We start from the raw sequence: 16,186 nt of genomic DNA on the forward strand, positions 1-16,186 counted from the left end.
GCGCGAGCGGGAATATACAAGGGAAGTGAGAGAAAAAAGGTCGAAATATCCCTTAAAAAACAATGCCGGTCACCTTAAGTGACCGGCATTAGCCGGAAGGCCCTTTTCATTTATGCAAAATCTTATATGCCGTAGGTTTGCTGATACGCGCGCACAACGGCCAGATGGTCGGCCATTTCTGTTTTCTCTTCCAGATAGTCGATCAAATCTGCCAGCGTGATAATTGAAATCACTTTGCAGTGATAATCACGCTCAACTTCCTGAATAGCGGAAACATCTGCACGCCCGCGCTCCTGACGATCGAGAGAAATCAGTACACCGGCCAGCGTAGCATTATTCGCATTGATGATTTCCATAGACTCACGGATGGCCGTCCCGGCGGTGATCACATCATCGACCAGCATGACACGTCCCTGCAACGGACTGCCGACCAGCAAGCCACCTTCGCCGTGATCCTTGGCTTCTTTACGGTTGAAGCAATACGGGACATCGCGTTCGTGATGCTCAGCAAGCGCAACCACGGTGGTCGTCGCGATAGGGATACCTTTGTAGGCCGGGCCAAACACTAAATCGAAATCTATTTTAGAATCCATCAATGCTTCGGCATAAAAACGTCCCAGTAACGCCAGATCGCGGCCGGTATTAAACAGACCGGCATTGAAGAAGTAAGGACTGATGCGCCCGGACTTCAGGGTGAACTCGCCGAATTTCAAAACCTGCTTGTTCAGTGCGAACTCAATAAATTGGCGCTGATAGGCTTTCATTGATGGTCTCCTTGATAAGGTCGTGTTTCTGATATTCTCAGCCCGCAGGCCATAAAAAAGGCGACTTCTCAGTCGCCTTATAAAAATTATTCCGCCAGGGCCGCTTTCTGCGCCTGGAAGATAGTGTCGATTCCCTCTCGTGCGAGGGCCAGTAAATTGAGTAACTCTTCATGACTGAACGGTTCACCTTCGGCGGTGCCCTGCACTTCAATCATGCGGCCGTCTTCCATCATCACCACGTTCATGTCGGTTTCAGCGGCGGAGTCTTCGACATACTCAAGATCGCACAGCGCTTCACCTTTTACGATGCCCACAGATACCGCAGCCACCATCCCCTTCATCGGATTGGCTTTCAGTTTACCCGCAGCAACCAGTGCATTCAGCGCATCCGCCAGCGCAACACAGGCGCCGGAGATGGACGCGGTGCGCGTGCCGCCGTCAGCCTGCAACACATCGCAGTCGAGAGTGATGGTGAATTCACCCAGTTTTTTCAGATCTACCGCGGCACGAAGCGAACGGGCAATCAGACGCTGAATTTCCAGAGTACGGCCACCCTGCTTACCTTTGGCGGCTTCACGCGGGTTACGAGTGTGGGTAGAACGCGGCAACATGCCGTATTCTGCGGTGATCCAGCCCTGACCCTGGCCTTTAAGAAAACGCGGAACACCTTCTTCCACCGTCGCGGTACACAGCACTTTGGTCTCACCAAACTCCACCAGCACGGAACCTTCAGCGTGTTTAGTGTAATGGCGGGTCAGTGTTACGGGGCGCACTTGTTGTGCAGTTCGGCCTGCTGGACGCATGGATAATACTCCGGGTCGCGAAATCATGTTTGGCTGCGCATTATACCCAAAATCATTCGAGTTGCATCAAGGCGGCAACTGAACGAACGCCGGGGGCTTACTCAAGTAAGAGACCAAAGTGAGTAAAGGCGGCCAATGCAGAGGAAGCTTGAAGGATGACGGGGATATACGGACTTCATGAGGTAATGCCTATCATGACCCGCTCACCGCAGCTATAATCGCTCCATCTTTACATTAACAGGTACGCATACATGATTCGTAGTATGACCGCTTATGCCCGACGCGAAATTAAGGGTGACTGGGGCAGCGCAGCGTGGGAACTCCGCTCTGTAAACCAACGTTATCTTGAAACTTATATCCGTCTTCCGGAGCAATTCCGCAGCCTGGAGCCGGTCGTGCGCGAGCGCATTCGTGCCCGTCTGACCCGTGGTAAAGTCGAATGTAATCTGCGTTTTGATCTCGATCCTGGCGCGCAAAGCTCATTGCAGCTCAATGAAAAACTGGCTAAGCAACTGGTTGAAGCGGCGCAGTGGGTGAAAATGCAGAGCGACGAAGGCGAAATCAATCCGCTGGAAGTTCTCCGTTGGCCGGGCGTTATGCTGGCAGAAGAACAGGATCTGGATGCGATCAGCACAGAGCTGCTGCTGGCACTGGAAACCGCACTGGATGATTTTATCAGCGCCCGTGAAAGCGAAGGTGCCGCACTAAAAGTCATGATCGAGCAACGTCTCGACGGCGTCAGTGCCGAAGTGCTGAAAGTTCGCGCCCATATGCCGAATATTCTGCAATGGCAGCGTGAGCGTCTGGTCAGCAAACTGGAAGACGCACAGGTTCAACTGGAAAACACCCGTCTGGAACAAGAATTAGTGCTGATGGCACAACGTGTTGATGTCGCTGAAGAGCTGGACCGTCTGGAAGCGCACGTCAAAGAAACGCACAAAATCATGAAGAAAGAGGAAGCTGTCGGCCGCCGTCTTGATTTCATGATGCAGGAATTCAACCGCGAGTCGAACACGCTGGCATCTAAATCAATCAATGCCGATGTCACCACATCAGCAATCGAACTGAAAGTGCTGATCGAACAAATGCGCGAGCAGATTCAGAACATCGAGTAAATATTTAAGAGCTATCACAAAGACGCACAAAACCAATAAGCCCGCACCTTGTCGGGCTTTTTTATTATCAGGAGCTATCACAAAGACGCATTAAAGCGCATGACTAGCGTGTACACCTAGGTGTACCTAAAGAGCTAAATGTACACAGTCAGGTGTACACCAAATATTTCAACCATCAGGCGGGCGCTATGCCAAAACTCACAGACATGCAGATCCGGGCATGGATAAAGGCCGGAGAACGATTTGAAGGCCGCTCAGATGGCAATGGCCTGTATTTATCGTACCGAGAGAACTACAAAACCCCCGTCTGGCGGTTCCGTTATAAGTTTGTAGGCAAGTCGCGGACTATGATGATTGGCTCATATGCTGAGTTGTCATTATCAAAGGCCAGAGAGATAGCCAAAGAATTGGCGGCGCGTGTTTCGCTGGGTTATGACGTAGCTGGTGAGAAGCAAGAACGGAAATCCGAGGCACTAGCGAAGATGGAGTCAGAGAAGAACGCAATGCGCGTTTCAGAGCTTGCCGCTGAATACTTTGAGCGCCAGATACTGCCGCGCTGGAAGCACCCCGACATATTGCGCCGCCGTATCGACAAGGACATTAACCCTCACATCGGGAATATGAAAGTAGAAGACGTGAAGCCGCGCCACATTGACGACATGCTAAAAGCCATCGTAGACCGTGGAGCGCCGACTATAGCGACTGACGTTCTTCGCTGGACACGCCGTATATTCGATTACGGCATCAAGCGCCATGCGCTAGAAATTAACCCATGTTCAGCCTTTGAGGTGTCCGACGCTGGCGGCAAAGAAGTCAGCCGCGACCGCTGGTTAACACGCGATGAGCTAATCCGGTTCTTCCAGGCTATGCGTATGGCTAAGGGATTCAGCCGACAGAATGAAATCACGTTTAAATTATTGCTGGCGCTATGTGTGCGAAAAATGGAGCTGTGCGCTGCGCGGTGGGAAGAGTTCGACCTTGACGCCGCTATATGGCACCTGCCAGAAGAACGCAGCAAGAACGGCGACCCTATCGACATACCATTACCACCACCAGCGGTTGAATGGCTGAGAGAGCTGCACACCTTCTCATGCAATAGCGCATGGGTACTGCCAGCCAGAAAGATGCAAAACAGAATGATCCCCCATATTCAGGAAAGCACCCTCCCCGTGGCGCTGGCTAAAGTCCGGGCTGAAATGCCAGACGTGCCAAATGTCACAATTCACGATTTCAGGCGCACAGCTCGCACACATCTAGCCGCCCTGGGTGTTGACCCGGTGGTTGCTGAACGCTGTCTAAATCATCGGATAAAGGGTGTTGAGGGCATATATAACCGCCACCAATACTTTGAGGAGCGCAAAACAGCGCTGGCGCAATGGGCTGGCTTGCTGGTGGACTTAGAGAGTGGCGAAGAATACAACGTGACACCGATAAGAAAGGCAAAGTAACCGAATAGGTTGAGCATAGCCTTACCGCCTGGCTCAACCACCCCTAAGGCACAGCGTTAAAGGTGACATTATGAGGCGAGCAAAATATAGCGACATTGCCGAATGGTTCTTACTAGATAGATATGACTACATTTTAAACTTGAGCGTTAGGCATGTAATCTGCGAAGTACTCGCGATGAGTTATAACCGGGATTTCTCTTTCTACAATAAAGATCAACAATTTGCCGTGTTCCCGTTTCCACTGATCGTCGACATATCCAGATGGGATGAGTGCGTTGATAAGGGACAGATTTCAGGTGATGACCGAGGGATCCTTCCGCTGAGTTTTGCCAATGTATGTGCGTTTGTTAACTCATGCTTATTGGATGGGCGCATGAGCATTAATGAAGCCGGTGTGCTGGAAGCAAGGGCGGACATTGACAATCATGACATACACACCCAACCCATGATGTACGACGTTGACGATCCTAGTTCTAATGGCGTCACAGGGGTGTTTGTTGATGTTGGCCTAGAACTGATGAGTGATGCGGAGATGATCGCAGGCTTCAAAATACTATTAAGAAAATGGAGGGAACAGACCGGGATACCTGAGAGAGCATCAGAAGAACGGGGGAGATTCGGCCTGTCCACAATAGCCAAAATACAACACTACAAAGTCATTCCTTACCTTGATATTTCACGCTGGGCGGAAGCTAATGGGGTAATGGTATCTAATGAGCTTTACGCGAGATTACTTTTCCCAACCCCCCTGCCCAACGGAGAGGTAAAAGGCGGTGCGCATATCAGGGATACAGTGAAGCCTTTCGCAGAGTCGGCGAGAGATTTACTTAGCAGGATTAAGTTAAAACTTTATTTCTCAGATAATCCCCACATAGAGGATATGAAATTTTCTGATTTTTTGGCATTGGAAGACTTTCAATAATCTCATTTCCTACGGAATATAATATTCTGAAACTGTGTAGATAATCACTGGTTATAAATTCAGTATACCCCTAACGCCGCACAGAGCGGCAACCACACGTTAGGGGGCATATGACCACTCGCAACACCCACACCAACCAACATAAGGCAGCTCATACACTGCCTCAATCAGGCTTTATTCGCCGTTATCGTCTGGCTGATGCTTTAGGCGTCCACGTCGCTACGATTGACCGGTGGGTTAAAACCAAAGCAATGCCGCAACCCGTAAAGCTGGGAGAGAAGATCACCGTGTTTGATGCGGTTGAGATTAATCACTGGCTGGCAGAGCGTCGCGGGGAGGTTGCATAAATGCAAAAGAAAACCCGCACAGAGGGGGGCATTATCGAACAGGTTAGCGCCAACGATAATACCGCCATCTCATCTATCAAGCCAGCACCAAAGAAGCACCGCGCCCGCTGCTACATGATGCGTACCGGCGTTGAGGGCTGGACTGAGAACGACATCCTCCGCTATTGCCGCTTATCGTCAGGACGTAATTACGCCACTGAATTAGAGCGCCGTCTGAATATCTGCCTGGAGCGTATCGACGAGAAGAACCCGGACGGCATCGGCTCACACCTTCGCTACCGTTTCGTTTGTCGTGGTGATGTGCTGCGCGTGATCCAAATGGTTAACCGCAACGCTGCCAATGGTAGCTATCGCGGCCTGTCACAGCATGATATCAACGACATCCTGACTCTATACCCGGACGCCTTCACCGCCGCTTAATCGGAGCCTGACAAATGAAAGCTGAAAATATGCCCTTCACCGGGCAGGGATTCCCTCACTCTGAAAACAGCCAGAGCGATATTACCGGTAATGACTTTGCCGCTATTGTGCCTGTTATTTCTGGTCAGATTGGCGGGCGTGAAACCAGCATTGTGAGCGCGAAGGCTCTGCATAAAGCGTTGGGGGTTGGACGCGATTTTACCAACTGGATTAAAGTCCGTATTGATGAGTACGGATTTACCAGCGCAGCAGATTACGTTCTGTTTGATTCGCCCGTTTTGGCGAACCAAAGTGCAAATATTGAACAAGGTAATGCTGGCTGGGTAACAAAGCGTGGCGGAGACCGTCGCAGCAAAGATTATCTGCTTTCTCTGAACATGGCTAAAGAGCTGGCAATGGTAGAGCGCAACGAACAAGGTCGCGCCGTTCGCCGTTACTTCATCCAATGTGAAGAAGCTTTACAGCTTAGTGCGCCAGCGATAGCCGCCAAATACCGCCGCCAGCTCAAAGCCCGTATCGGTGCCGCCAATATGTTTAAACCGATGTGTGCCGCACTGGATGTAGCCCGTGCAGAAGAAGGTAAGCAGACCTTGCCACGCCATTACACCAATGAGAGCAACATGATTGCCCGCATCGTGTTGGGTGGCCTCACGGCTAAACAGTGGGCACGGGTGAATGGCATTGCCGGGGAACCACGCGACGCAATGAACGCCGTTCAACTGGAGCACCTCACTTATCTGGAAAGCACTAACACGACCCTGATCGATATGTGCATGGCCTACGACCAGCGGAAAGCAGAATTGATGCGCCTTTCTCAGCGCTGGTTAGCTAGGCACCTGGGGGCTGATCATGACTAATGCGGCCGCCCAGAAAGAAGCCTTTCCCCTGGCTGGACTGTTATCAAAAGTTAAGGTTCAGAACTTAGCCAAACTTAGCATGTTGAACCTGTCAAAACCTGACATCGATAGCGACAGCATGATGACAAATGATGATGCCGCGAACCTCACAAAACCTGACATTGGGAAATGTGTCGCCGGTTATATGGAAGGTTTTATTGCGGTCACTATGCGAGGCCGGAAAGACTTTTCTGGGGTCACTACACGAGGCGCTGACGAATTTAAGGACACGTTAGGCGGGAGTTTCGCGACCAGTACGCGCGGGGAGTTTTCGGACTCCATAAAAAAGGGCAGCCATGTGAATGCCGCCCCTTGGTCATGCGCCAGCGTGGATCACTCTTCTGGCTTTTTGCAACCTTGCCGGTGTTCAATTTCCCGCTTCAAAGCTGCTGTAACAAATTGCCCGGTACTTTCTCCCGGAGCTTTAACTTTTTCAACCGCATCTATCACATCGTGTGGCACACGAGCTGCCACCGTTTGGGATTTAGCGTTTATTGCTTTGGTTGCCATACCTATTCACTCCTCAACAAGCATGAGGCAGTATGCACGGGAAAAACAAAGTGTTCAACACTTGACTGTGTTAGTAGCTTTCTCTACATTGGTGTTCAACACCTTATGCACAGGTAAGACACAGGAATCACAAATAACAACGCCCCGGGCTGTTGAAGCAGCACCGAGGCGTCTCACCAAACCGTTAATCGAGGTAACAGTTATGGCTGGATCACAGCATACCCAAACACACCCTAAATTCACATGGCGTTTTCTGGCGCTCAGTATCACCGAAAACAGCATTGTCCACATAACCGCCGCTACAGAACGGGAAGCCCGCGATATGTCACCAGTTGGTTGCGTGATGGTCTTCGTTGGCCGTCTGCCTGTTGAGGGGGTGAGCAATGTCGCATGAAATGACTATTAGGCAAGCGGCTGAGCGTGCACGCCAGGCAGCAATTATTTGTCTCTTGCTAGAAGAGTTCCCTAGCGACTTAAACAGCGCCGAGGTATCCGACGTTGCTACTCTGTTACGCCGCCTTACTGGAAATGTAGCGGCATGGCTAGAAGAAGAGTCTGCGCAGCGGGAGAGCAAAGCATGAGCACTGATTCAAATATCAAAACTCAGAACGTCGAAATGCTGCCGGATGATGGTGCTGAACAGGTATCGATTGAGCCTGAAACTACTGACTTTGACCGCCAGCTGAACATCATGGCTGATGTGCTTGAGGCTATTGGGCAAAGCCATTGCAATGAGACATCAACCCCCACAGAAATGGCCGTCGATAAGTTAAAACGCGCAAGAAACGGGGTGATACTAGCAATGACAGATTGCTTGGTAAAAATCCCACCCAATGAAAACAGGGTGCGTCTCCACTATTTCCTTTCTGAAGTTTTACTCCTTATTGAAACGTCCAGCTTCTGTCTGGAGGTAAAGGCATGAGCACCTTTCGCATTAGTGGCTACGCCGTCAATAAGCGCGGCCTGACCGTTGGGATTAACTTCAACCTCCTGAGCGCCAGCACCAGAGAAGCGACGGCAAAGGCGATGAACCAGGCGCAGCATGACAGCTATACACACGTTCGTATCAATCAGGTGCGCGAGGTGGCGGCATGAATCAGAAAGCTATCAGGCACATCGAAGCCACCCCTGACGGTATCAACATCATGACCCGTAACGAAGACGGCATTTATCTGCATAACAAGCTAGTGGGCTACTCCGCGATGATCCGCCAACTGGATAGCGGCCAATTCGATAGCCAGCTATCTGAGGGTTTACGTGTACTGGCCGAAATCTATCAGGGCAACGCTAACGGCTGGTTCAGGCAGTCTGACGAACAGGCTATGACGTGCTGGCGCTGGATTGTGGCGACCCTGTTTATTAACGAGCAGCTCGCCCTACACGGCACCATTGAGACGCTGAAACAGGACGGCACCACCGAACAAACCGCCGTTTATCGTGGCGATATCGGCGGGATCTCCATCTACCCGGCAACCGAACGTTTCGCACTGGCAAACAACATTGAAGGGCTGGCCTTTGAAAAGTTCGGCGCTGATGCCCACCGGAAGGCGGTCATGATTTATCAGTCAATGACTGAAACCGATGCTGACGGCGGCAATCTCAGACTTTCGGCATGGGGGCGTAACTCTATGGCGCTACTACATGATGGCTTTATTGAGATGCTCAACACCGAAGGGATGCCAGCCGCACCCGTGGCGCATTAAGGGGAACATATGCGAAACATTGAACTTATCCGCGAAGTTACCTCTGCCGCCGCAGGGCGCTGGCCTGACGTGTTGTCACTGGCTGGCATCACCGTACCGCAATCACCACGCCAGCATTCATCCTGCCCGGCGTGTGGTGGTTCTGACCGTTTCCGATTCGACGATGGCGGGCGCGGTTCCCATTTCTGCAATCAGTGCGGCGCAGGTGACGGGCTGGACTTAGTGGCGAAGGTGAACCGCTGCGACACCACAGAAGCGGCGCGGATTGTTGCTGACGCAATAGGTATTGATTACCGGACAGCAGAAACCGACCACAAAGCAGCCAGCCAGAGGCGTGAGCAAATGGAAACTGGACGTCAGCAGCGTGAGCAAGAGCGCCAGCAGCAAGCCGCTATGGAAGCAGATCACCGCCGCAAGAGCTTTGTGAGTACCTATCAGTCACTCTCAAAGCAGGCACAACCGGGCGAAAGCGAATACCTGAAAGCTAAGGGGCTAAATGGCTTCACATTCCCGGTAATGTCCGACGGCTCACTATTGCTGGCGCTGTCTGGCATATCCGGCACCGTAACCGCCGCGCAGACGATCACCCCCGCAGGCGTCAAGATGCTGGTGGCCGGTTCGGCAAAGCGTGGCGCGTATCACGTCGTAAACATACAGGAGAAGCCACAGAGCATTATCCTTGCCGAAGGGTTGGCAACCGCGCTAACGGCTCACCTGATGCGTCCTGATGCGATGATTGTCGCAGCCATTGACGCGGGTAATCTGTTACCCGTTGCTCAAGTCATGCGCCAGCAGCACCCCCAGGCGAAAATCATCATTGCCGCCGATAATGACCACCACGGAGGAGGCACCGAAACCGGAGCCACCAACACCGGGAAGATTGCCGCAGAGAACGCCGCCTTATCCGTGGCTGGTTGGGTATCAATGCCACCGACAGACCATAAAGCCGACTGGAACGACTACCACCAGCAAAGCGGGATGAAAGCCGCTACAGCCGCTTTTAATGGTTCGCTCTATCAACCGCAGGGCGACGAGGTGAACGCAGTGCAGGAGGCCACAGAGGACGGCAAGATTACGGCAAGGGATAGAGACCCGCTGAAACCCCGCATTGAGAGCCGGGAAGATGGCATTTTCTGGGTGACGCCAAAGGTGGACAAAGATAGCGGGGAAATTACCAACAACGAATCATGGCTCTGCTCGCCGCTGGAGGTTGTCGGGATCGGACGTGGTGACAATGACCAGTATTTAATCCTCCGCTGGCAGGCTGCTGGGGGAAATGTCAAAACGACGCAGGCCATCCCCCTGGCTGATATCGGAGAGCGTGAAGGTTGGCGTGTACTGAAAGCGGGCGGGGTGAATGTCACCACCAAACCCGCGATGCGGGCAACGCTTGCCGACTGGTTACAGCGCAGCGGTTCTCGTGAAATATGGCGTGTGGCGCAGGCCACGGGCTGGCAATGTGGGGCATACATCATGCCGGACGGGGAAATCATCGGAGCACCTGACATGCCGGTGCTGTTTAACGGCAGGAGTTCAGCGGCGTCGGGTTATACCAACAAAGGCACAGCGGAGAGCTGGCGTGACAGCGTTGCGCGTTTAGCGGGCGGCAATTATTCGATGATGACCGGGATCGGAGCCGCATTGGCCGCGCCGCTTATCGGCCTGGCTGGCGCTGATGGCTTTGGTATTCACTTTTACGAGCAATCGAGCGCGGGAAAGACCACCACGGCGAACGTAGCAAGCAGCTTATACGGCAACCCTGATTTATTACGCCTGACGTGGTACGGCACTGCGCTGGGACTGGCAAACGAGGCCGCTGCTCACAATGACGCACTGATGCCGCTGGATGAAGTCGGGCAAGGCGCAGACCCGCGCAGCGTTGCACAGTCTGCTTATGCGCTGTTTAACGGAGTGGGCAAATTACAGGGCGCGAAGGAAGGCGGCAACCGAGACTTAAAACGCTGGCGCACGGTGGCGATCAGCACCGGTGAAATGGACTTAGAAACCTTTATCGCCAACACCGGGCAGAAGGCCAAAGCGGGGCAGCTTGTGCGCCTGCTTAACATCCCCTTGAGTAAGTCGGTAAGGTTCCACGAGCACCAAAACGGCAAACAGCACGCTGACGCACTTAAAGACGCCTACCAGCAGAACCACGGCGCAGCGGGGAGGGAATGGGTTAAGTGGCTGGCAGAACACCAGCAACGAGCTGTTGAAGCCGTGAGAGAGGCAGAAAGCCGCTGGCGCTCATTGATCCCACCTGACTATGGTGAACAGGTTCACCGCGTAGGCGCACGCTTTGCCGTTCTGGAGGCCGCATTGATTCTCGGCAGCATTGTAACCGGATGGGATGCGCAAACGTGCCGTGATGCCGTACAGCACAGCTATAACGCCTGGGTACGTGAGTTTGGCACTGGCAACAAAGAGCATAGCCAAATCATTGAGCAAACCGAGGCTTTTTTGAATGCCTTTGGCCTAAGCCGTTTCGCACCATTTCCTTATAGTTCGGCAGATTTACCTATCCGTGATTTAGCTGGCTACCGGCAGAAGGGAAACCATGACAATGACCCAATGGTTTTCTACACCTTTCCGGCAACCTTTGAGCAGGAGATTGCGAAAGGGTTTAATGCCAAGCAGTTTGCTGAGGTGCTTAAAAATGCCGGGATGCTGACACCGCCGACCAGTGATAGAGGATATCAGCGAAAGTCGCCTCGCATTGATGGCCGACAAATTCGCGTTTACGTCCTCAACTTCATTCCAGACGAAAGCGACCAGCCAGAAGAATAATTTTATCTCACATACGTAGTTTAGGTGTTGGTTCAGTTGGTTCAGTTGGTTCAGTGATTTATGTCTATTGATTTTTAAGGATTTTATATCGAAAAGTGAACCAACACTGAACCAACAAATACCCGTTTTGAACCAACACGAAAAATTAGAGCTTTTTCTCTGGTTGGCAGTGAACCAACATTTACCCCTACTGAACCAACAAAAAAACGTCAATGTTGGTTCAGTAAAACCCAGCGCTGGCGCGGCCTGTAGCCCCGTGAACCAACTGAACCAACTGAACCAACACCTTTTTACTTATATAGAAGCATTGAATCGGTTTGATCTTAGGCAACTGACGAGTAATTAGCTGCATGCTAGGATTAATCCGAACATTACTAATGGGAATAGGGACATGAAAAAAACAATTTTAGCGTGCGTTATTGCTGCCACTCTTTTGACCGGGTGTGGCCCAAAGGAATTAACCCCTGAGCAAAAGCAGGAAGTGAGCAGTCTTAAGAGCGAGCTTTCGCAGACGGAAAAAGAAATAGCTCAAGCGACAGAGCAGCAAAGTCAATTCACGGGGGGGCTAATCAAAAACCTCACCACTGCCAGGCTGGAAGTGCTGGGAACGAATAAGGCGCTATTAGAGCAGCGCATCAACGCTATCGAGTCGGGCGCTAAGATTGATTTAGCCATTAGCGGTGTTAAACCAGACCCAGAGGCGGCGGCGGTATTAAAAACTGAAATTGATAAGCTCGCTGTCCAAATCAGCGATGCAAAAAATGAAGCAAGCCAATACAGTGGTGGTCTGATCCAGGCGCTGAAACTGTCTACTGTTGCGACTCAGGAACAGACAATGGCGATGCTACAACAGCGATATCTTTCGGCGATATATGGATTGGCCGAGGTTAAGGTTCCCAGTGAGCAGGCCAGTACGGTTGTTACTGCCAAACAAACTCCACAACCAGCGCCAGCAGTCACAAACGCGCCATTGTTACCACCGGGCGAAGGACCGTTTGGTTTGGACGTTGGTTTATCTAAAAAGAATATTGAAGATATGACCGGCGAAGATCTCAAAGCTGTGGCGAATAGTGCTGACCTTTACACATCTGAATCGTTGCCGAAAAAGAATGCTGACTTCGAGGCCTATGGGCTTTTAATCTCCCCAGATGCTGGCCTATGTCAAATCAGGGCTGTAGGTAAAAGCATTGATAGTGATAGTTTTGGCATTGCCTTGAAATCCAAATATGAGGAACTCAGCGACTCACTATCCTCTATCTATGGTAAAGCTGATAAAAATGATTTCTTGATATCTGGTTCAATCTGGAAAGAACCTAAATACTGGATGATGTCCTTGGATAAAAAGGAACGATTCCTGTCGGCAGAATGGAAAGGAACTAAAGAAAAGCCACTGAAAAATAACCTGCTCTCCGTATCTATCGAAGCTAGAGCAGATGGCTCCGAGAAGGGGTATATTTTCCTTCAGTATAATTTCAGCAATAACGATGTTTGCAAAGCAGAGATTGAAGGGGCGAAAAAAAGCTCCCTTTAGCTAATCTGTTGGACCATATCCGAAACCCGCTTTGCGGGTTTTTTTATCTCTATCTTTAAGCATCTTAAGGGGAAGATGGCAGCAGCATGATCAGAATCGCCATGGCTGATATTCAGCAGGAGGGCCACTAAGTAGTGGCAATATCCAAATACCACCAGGCACCAAGAAAGTCTACTGGATAAGTCATCTGTTAATTACAGCGCGTTGTGCCGAAACTATCCTTTCTGCATGTCGTAGTGCTGCCATTTTGCCCGGTGATGCGTGTCGTTCCGAAAGAGTCCGTTCGGCTGACTGAACCGTCTGATCCACGAGTCGTTCCGAACGAGTCCGTACGCCACGAATTACCATTATTATCCCGCGTTGTCCCGAATGAATCTGTGCGATATGAGTTTCCGTTGTTATCTCGGGTGGTTCCGAACGAGTCTGTGCGGTACGAGTTACCGTTGTCACAGCGAGTTGTCCCGAATGAATCAGTGCGGCACGTCTCAGCATGAGCACTAACTGACAACCCTGCAAACGCGCTTGATAGTACGGCAATAAAAATTACGTGATGTCTTTTCATTGTTAATGATGTCCTTTGACGTTGATGTACAGGCACGCTGATAACATGTCTTGAAATTTCCCACGCAGTCCGCTGGCTCGGCTATTTTATCGCTTGGTTACTTCCTCGTTTTGGGTTTCGACTTAACTCGTTACCACCGCTTTAAAATCCTGGGTAGCTTTAAGCAGGTCAGCCGACAACCAGTAAAACACGACCATACTCAGCAGTTCGACACCGATGTGATTGCCACCAGGTTTATTTGCTCGAAGCGGATACTCATCGTTTTAGATATCACTGCCGAGAACAATAAACCGGCGAAAGATAAGCAAATGACCATAACAAGTTTAGCAGTATCACTGCCTATACCATACAGCGTAGAGCAATGAGGCGGTGTAGCATAATCGCATCAACAACTACTTTGGACGCAGTACGCATGAAGGTACGCAGTGAAATGGCATTTTTTTCAGTGCGTACTATTTGGATAAGAATGCGGTTAAAATACGGTCACATTCACCGCTGAGGCCACGCCATGCTAGACCAGCAGACGTTAGAACTTACCCTGTTAGAGATTGCCAGGCAGAGCGGTGAAGCGCTGGACAGTCAGACGCTATACGATGTGAGAAATGAGATTAGAAATGTTCTGGCGGTGAAAGAGCGCCAGCGTCAACGAATGACCGCACCGGCCTACCAGTGGAAGAAACCACATATGAGACGCTGAGGCGAAATACTTAATTCCACACTTCTTAACATTTAAGATGGATTCATAAAAAATTTGAAGGTACTATTTTTTATGAAGAAGTCAGCCGCAATGTATACTTCGCCCAAAAAATGACTTGATCTTGTGTTAATTGGGAGTTAGTGTACCAACTGAACCCTGACTCCCGAGCTTCATGTTGTACGACATGCGGCGCTCTTAAGGAGGCAGGGTTTTTTTATGGGATAAAGCTATGGCAAAGTATCAAATTTTTGCTGATGAGGCATGGACTCATGGCACACCTCCACCCAACCGCTATCACTGTTTTTTTGGCGGAATTTTAGGTTCAGAATCAGATGTAGATAGACTACAAACTGAGCTAACTAAAATAAAAATGAGAAATGGAATAACTCAAGAGGTGAAATGGTCGAATGTATCACCTGAAAACGTGACTTACTATCGTGAGTTAATTGATTGCTTTAAATATCATATATTGAACCACGATATTAAGTATCGCCAAATGTTTAGGGATAGAGCATACCATCCCGTACATGACCCAGCGCAACCACCTCAGACCGAGTTAGATGTACAGTTTCTTATTTATTATCAATATTTAAAGCACTCGTTTGGTTGTAAGCACCTCCCTATTGATCCTGCTGGTACGACTATATTAGTCCGGTTGGACGGGCACTCAAGTGAGCGTCACAAAACCACCCTAACTGAATTTTTGGAGCGTCTCCCAGACACTTGGGGGAGAAAAGATATTACCGTTAACGTAACATATGAAAACAGCAAGAACTCGATTCGATTGCAAGTATGCGATCTATTTATGGGGGCAGCTGGTTATTATGGTAATAAGTTCCATTTGCGTCGCCCAAACAATAGGCGTGGCATGTCAAATAAGCAAAAAATAAAATATGAAATGTCATCATATATTTATAATGCCATTAGAGAGATTGATAGAGTCTCTAGAGGTTCTAAAGCATTCAACTGGTTTGAGTCTACTGGAGTATCTGGTGACACAAAGAATTATTTTGATCATTGCCTAAGGATTTGGAAGTTTATTCCAGATAGGCATGTGATAAATAAAGGCTGGCAAAATGACAACCTTGACAAGCAAGGCCGTTTTGTTAGAGATAATTTTTAAATATATAATTTTATTTCAATAGCTTGTTGGGTTTTACATTAAAGCATTAGCTCGCACGATGCGTCTGGTGCTTTATGTGTCATGTCATGCCGAACAAAACCGTTAATTTATTAGTATTAGCTTTTCTTACGCCTCCAGGCGCTATAGATATCCTTATCCCACGCTTTATCCGCTTTGGTCTGATACCCAGCCTTATTTAGCCGTTCAGCAATAACACACCTGTTGTCGAAACCTGCATGTACTGTAACAATCACTATCATGAATCATGGCAGCCTCAACGTATAGATGTAGGGTATTGCTTGCTTACCAACAGCGCCGCGCCGGTAACTTACTCGGTACGCAGCAAAAACGCACATTCTAGGTGCGCATCACTAACCGAGCCATAGCGTAGGCGACACAAAAAAGCTAAGAAACTGCGCAAAACGCGACTGTGCGAAAAAATGCGCAATATTCCCTGCACCTCGAGCTGTAAGCATACCTGTTTTAGTTCCACACACTTTTTGAGAGTTCCGGTTTTTCAGCCATCAGCCGGTATTCTTCCGGCGTCAGGTTATTCAGGGA

General features: G+C 50.0%; 18 protein-coding genes and 1 pseudogene. 15 read left to right on the forward strand and 4 right to left on the reverse strand.

Annotated elements, in window-relative coordinates; genetic code table 11:
• Nucleotides 1-122: 122 nt before the first annotated feature.
• Both pyrE and rph read right to left on the reverse strand, forming a co-directional pair.
• Nucleotides 123-764 carry an orotate phosphoribosyltransferase gene (gene pyrE, locus AC0Z7K_RS24020; RefSeq protein WP_485616226.1) on the reverse strand — a complete coding sequence of 214 codons (642 nt, stop codon included), beginning with the start codon at nucleotides 762-764 and terminating at the stop codon, nucleotides 123-125.
• An 86-nt stretch (nucleotides 765-850) separates the two neighbouring features.
• Entirely contained in the window at nucleotides 851-1,567 is a 717-nt protein-coding gene (gene rph / locus AC0Z7K_RS24025) for a ribonuclease PH (protein ID WP_413531176.1), read from the reverse strand.
• Nucleotides 1,568-1,818: 251 nt separating this feature from the next.
• Between rph and AC0Z7K_RS24030 the strand changes: the two genes are divergently transcribed.
• The 6 genes from AC0Z7K_RS24030 (at nucleotide 1,819) to AC0Z7K_RS24055 (ending at nucleotide 6,676) form a co-directional block, all read left to right on the forward strand.
• Complete coding sequence (locus tag AC0Z7K_RS24030; RefSeq protein ID WP_112165171.1) at nucleotides 1,819-2,682, forward strand: YicC/YloC family endoribonuclease; 864 nt, start codon at nucleotides 1,819-1,821, stop codon at nucleotides 2,680-2,682.
• Between the two features lie 188 nt (nucleotides 2,683-2,870).
• Nucleotides 2,871-4,130 carry a tyrosine-type recombinase/integrase gene (locus tag AC0Z7K_RS24035; RefSeq protein ID WP_485616227.1) on the forward strand — a complete coding sequence of 420 codons (1,260 nt, stop codon included), beginning with the start codon at nucleotides 2,871-2,873 and terminating at the stop codon, nucleotides 4,128-4,130.
• Between the two features lie 175 nt (nucleotides 4,131-4,305).
• Nucleotides 4,306-5,052 (forward strand): DUF6387 family protein, encoded by a 747-nt coding sequence (locus AC0Z7K_RS24040; RefSeq protein WP_485616228.1) that lies wholly within the window; start codon nucleotides 4,306-4,308, stop codon nucleotides 5,050-5,052.
• Between the two features lie 110 nt (nucleotides 5,053-5,162).
• Nucleotides 5,163-5,399 (forward strand): helix-turn-helix transcriptional regulator, encoded by a 237-nt coding sequence (locus AC0Z7K_RS24045; protein WP_485616229.1) that lies wholly within the window; start codon nucleotides 5,163-5,165, stop codon nucleotides 5,397-5,399.
• Nucleotides 5,400-5,819: a hypothetical protein gene (locus AC0Z7K_RS24050; protein ID WP_485616230.1), complete on the forward strand. Its 420-nt coding sequence runs from the start codon at nucleotides 5,400-5,402 to the stop codon at nucleotides 5,817-5,819.
• A 14-nt stretch (nucleotides 5,820-5,833) separates the two neighbouring features.
• Entirely contained in the window at nucleotides 5,834-6,676 is an 843-nt protein-coding gene (locus AC0Z7K_RS24055) for an antA/AntB antirepressor family protein (protein WP_485616231.1), read from the forward strand.
• Between the two features lie 372 nt (nucleotides 6,677-7,048).
• Here AC0Z7K_RS24055 and AC0Z7K_RS24060 read toward each other — a convergent pair whose 3' ends face one another.
• Nucleotides 7,049-7,225, reverse strand: coding sequence for a YlcI/YnfO family protein (locus AC0Z7K_RS24060; protein WP_485616232.1), 177 nt, complete (start codon nucleotides 7,223-7,225; stop codon nucleotides 7,049-7,051).
• A gap of 202 nt (nucleotides 7,226-7,427) precedes the next feature.
• Between AC0Z7K_RS24060 and AC0Z7K_RS24065 the strand changes: the two genes are divergently transcribed.
• From AC0Z7K_RS24065 to AC0Z7K_RS24105, 9 genes are all read left to right on the forward strand, one after another.
• Entirely contained in the window at nucleotides 7,428-7,619 is a 192-nt protein-coding gene (locus AC0Z7K_RS24065) for a host cell division inhibitor Icd-like protein (protein ID WP_485616233.1), read from the forward strand.
• Between the two features lie 183 nt (nucleotides 7,620-7,802).
• Nucleotides 7,803-8,147 carry a hypothetical protein gene (locus AC0Z7K_RS24070; protein WP_485616235.1) on the forward strand — a complete coding sequence of 115 codons (345 nt, stop codon included), beginning with the start codon at nucleotides 7,803-7,805 and terminating at the stop codon, nucleotides 8,145-8,147.
• Nucleotides 8,144-8,320 carry a hypothetical protein gene (locus tag AC0Z7K_RS24075; RefSeq protein ID WP_485616236.1) on the forward strand — a complete coding sequence of 59 codons (177 nt, stop codon included), beginning with the start codon at nucleotides 8,144-8,146 and terminating at the stop codon, nucleotides 8,318-8,320. Before AC0Z7K_RS24070 ends, AC0Z7K_RS24075 begins: the two co-directional genes overlap by 4 nt.
• Complete coding sequence (locus AC0Z7K_RS24080) at nucleotides 8,317-8,928, forward strand: hypothetical protein (RefSeq protein WP_485616237.1); 612 nt, start codon at nucleotides 8,317-8,319, stop codon at nucleotides 8,926-8,928. The genes AC0Z7K_RS24075 and AC0Z7K_RS24080 overlap by 4 nt, the downstream gene beginning before the upstream one ends.
• A 9-nt stretch (nucleotides 8,929-8,937) precedes the next feature.
• Nucleotides 8,938-11,712 carry a DUF927 domain-containing protein gene (locus AC0Z7K_RS24085; protein ID WP_485616238.1) on the forward strand — a complete coding sequence of 925 codons (2,775 nt, stop codon included), beginning with the start codon at nucleotides 8,938-8,940 and terminating at the stop codon, nucleotides 11,710-11,712.
• Between the two features lie 391 nt (nucleotides 11,713-12,103).
• On the forward strand, nucleotides 12,104-13,243 hold the full coding sequence (locus tag AC0Z7K_RS24090; RefSeq protein WP_485616239.1) for a hypothetical protein: 1,140 nt from the start codon (nucleotides 12,104-12,106) through the stop codon (nucleotides 13,241-13,243).
• A 612-nt stretch (nucleotides 13,244-13,855) separates the two neighbouring features.
• Complete coding sequence (locus tag AC0Z7K_RS24095; protein WP_485616240.1) at nucleotides 13,856-14,170, forward strand: hypothetical protein; 315 nt, start codon at nucleotides 13,856-13,858, stop codon at nucleotides 14,168-14,170.
• A gap of 143 nt (nucleotides 14,171-14,313) precedes the next feature.
• Nucleotides 14,314-14,502, forward strand: a complete 189-nt coding sequence (locus AC0Z7K_RS24100; RefSeq protein ID WP_485616241.1) for a hypothetical protein — start codon at nucleotides 14,314-14,316, stop codon at nucleotides 14,500-14,502.
• A 229-nt stretch (nucleotides 14,503-14,731) separates the two neighbouring features.
• Nucleotides 14,732-15,625, forward strand: coding sequence for a DUF3800 domain-containing protein (locus tag AC0Z7K_RS24105; RefSeq protein ID WP_485616242.1), 894 nt, complete (start codon nucleotides 14,732-14,734; stop codon nucleotides 15,623-15,625).
• Between the two features lie 483 nt (nucleotides 15,626-16,108).
• On the opposite strand, the pseudogene AC0Z7K_RS24110 reads toward AC0Z7K_RS24105, so the two are convergent.
• Nucleotides 16,109-16,186: pseudogene (locus tag AC0Z7K_RS24110) on the reverse strand (integrase); the annotation flags it as partial.

The organism is Rahnella sp. 1L-D-7-B-C2 (assembly GCF_057290995.1).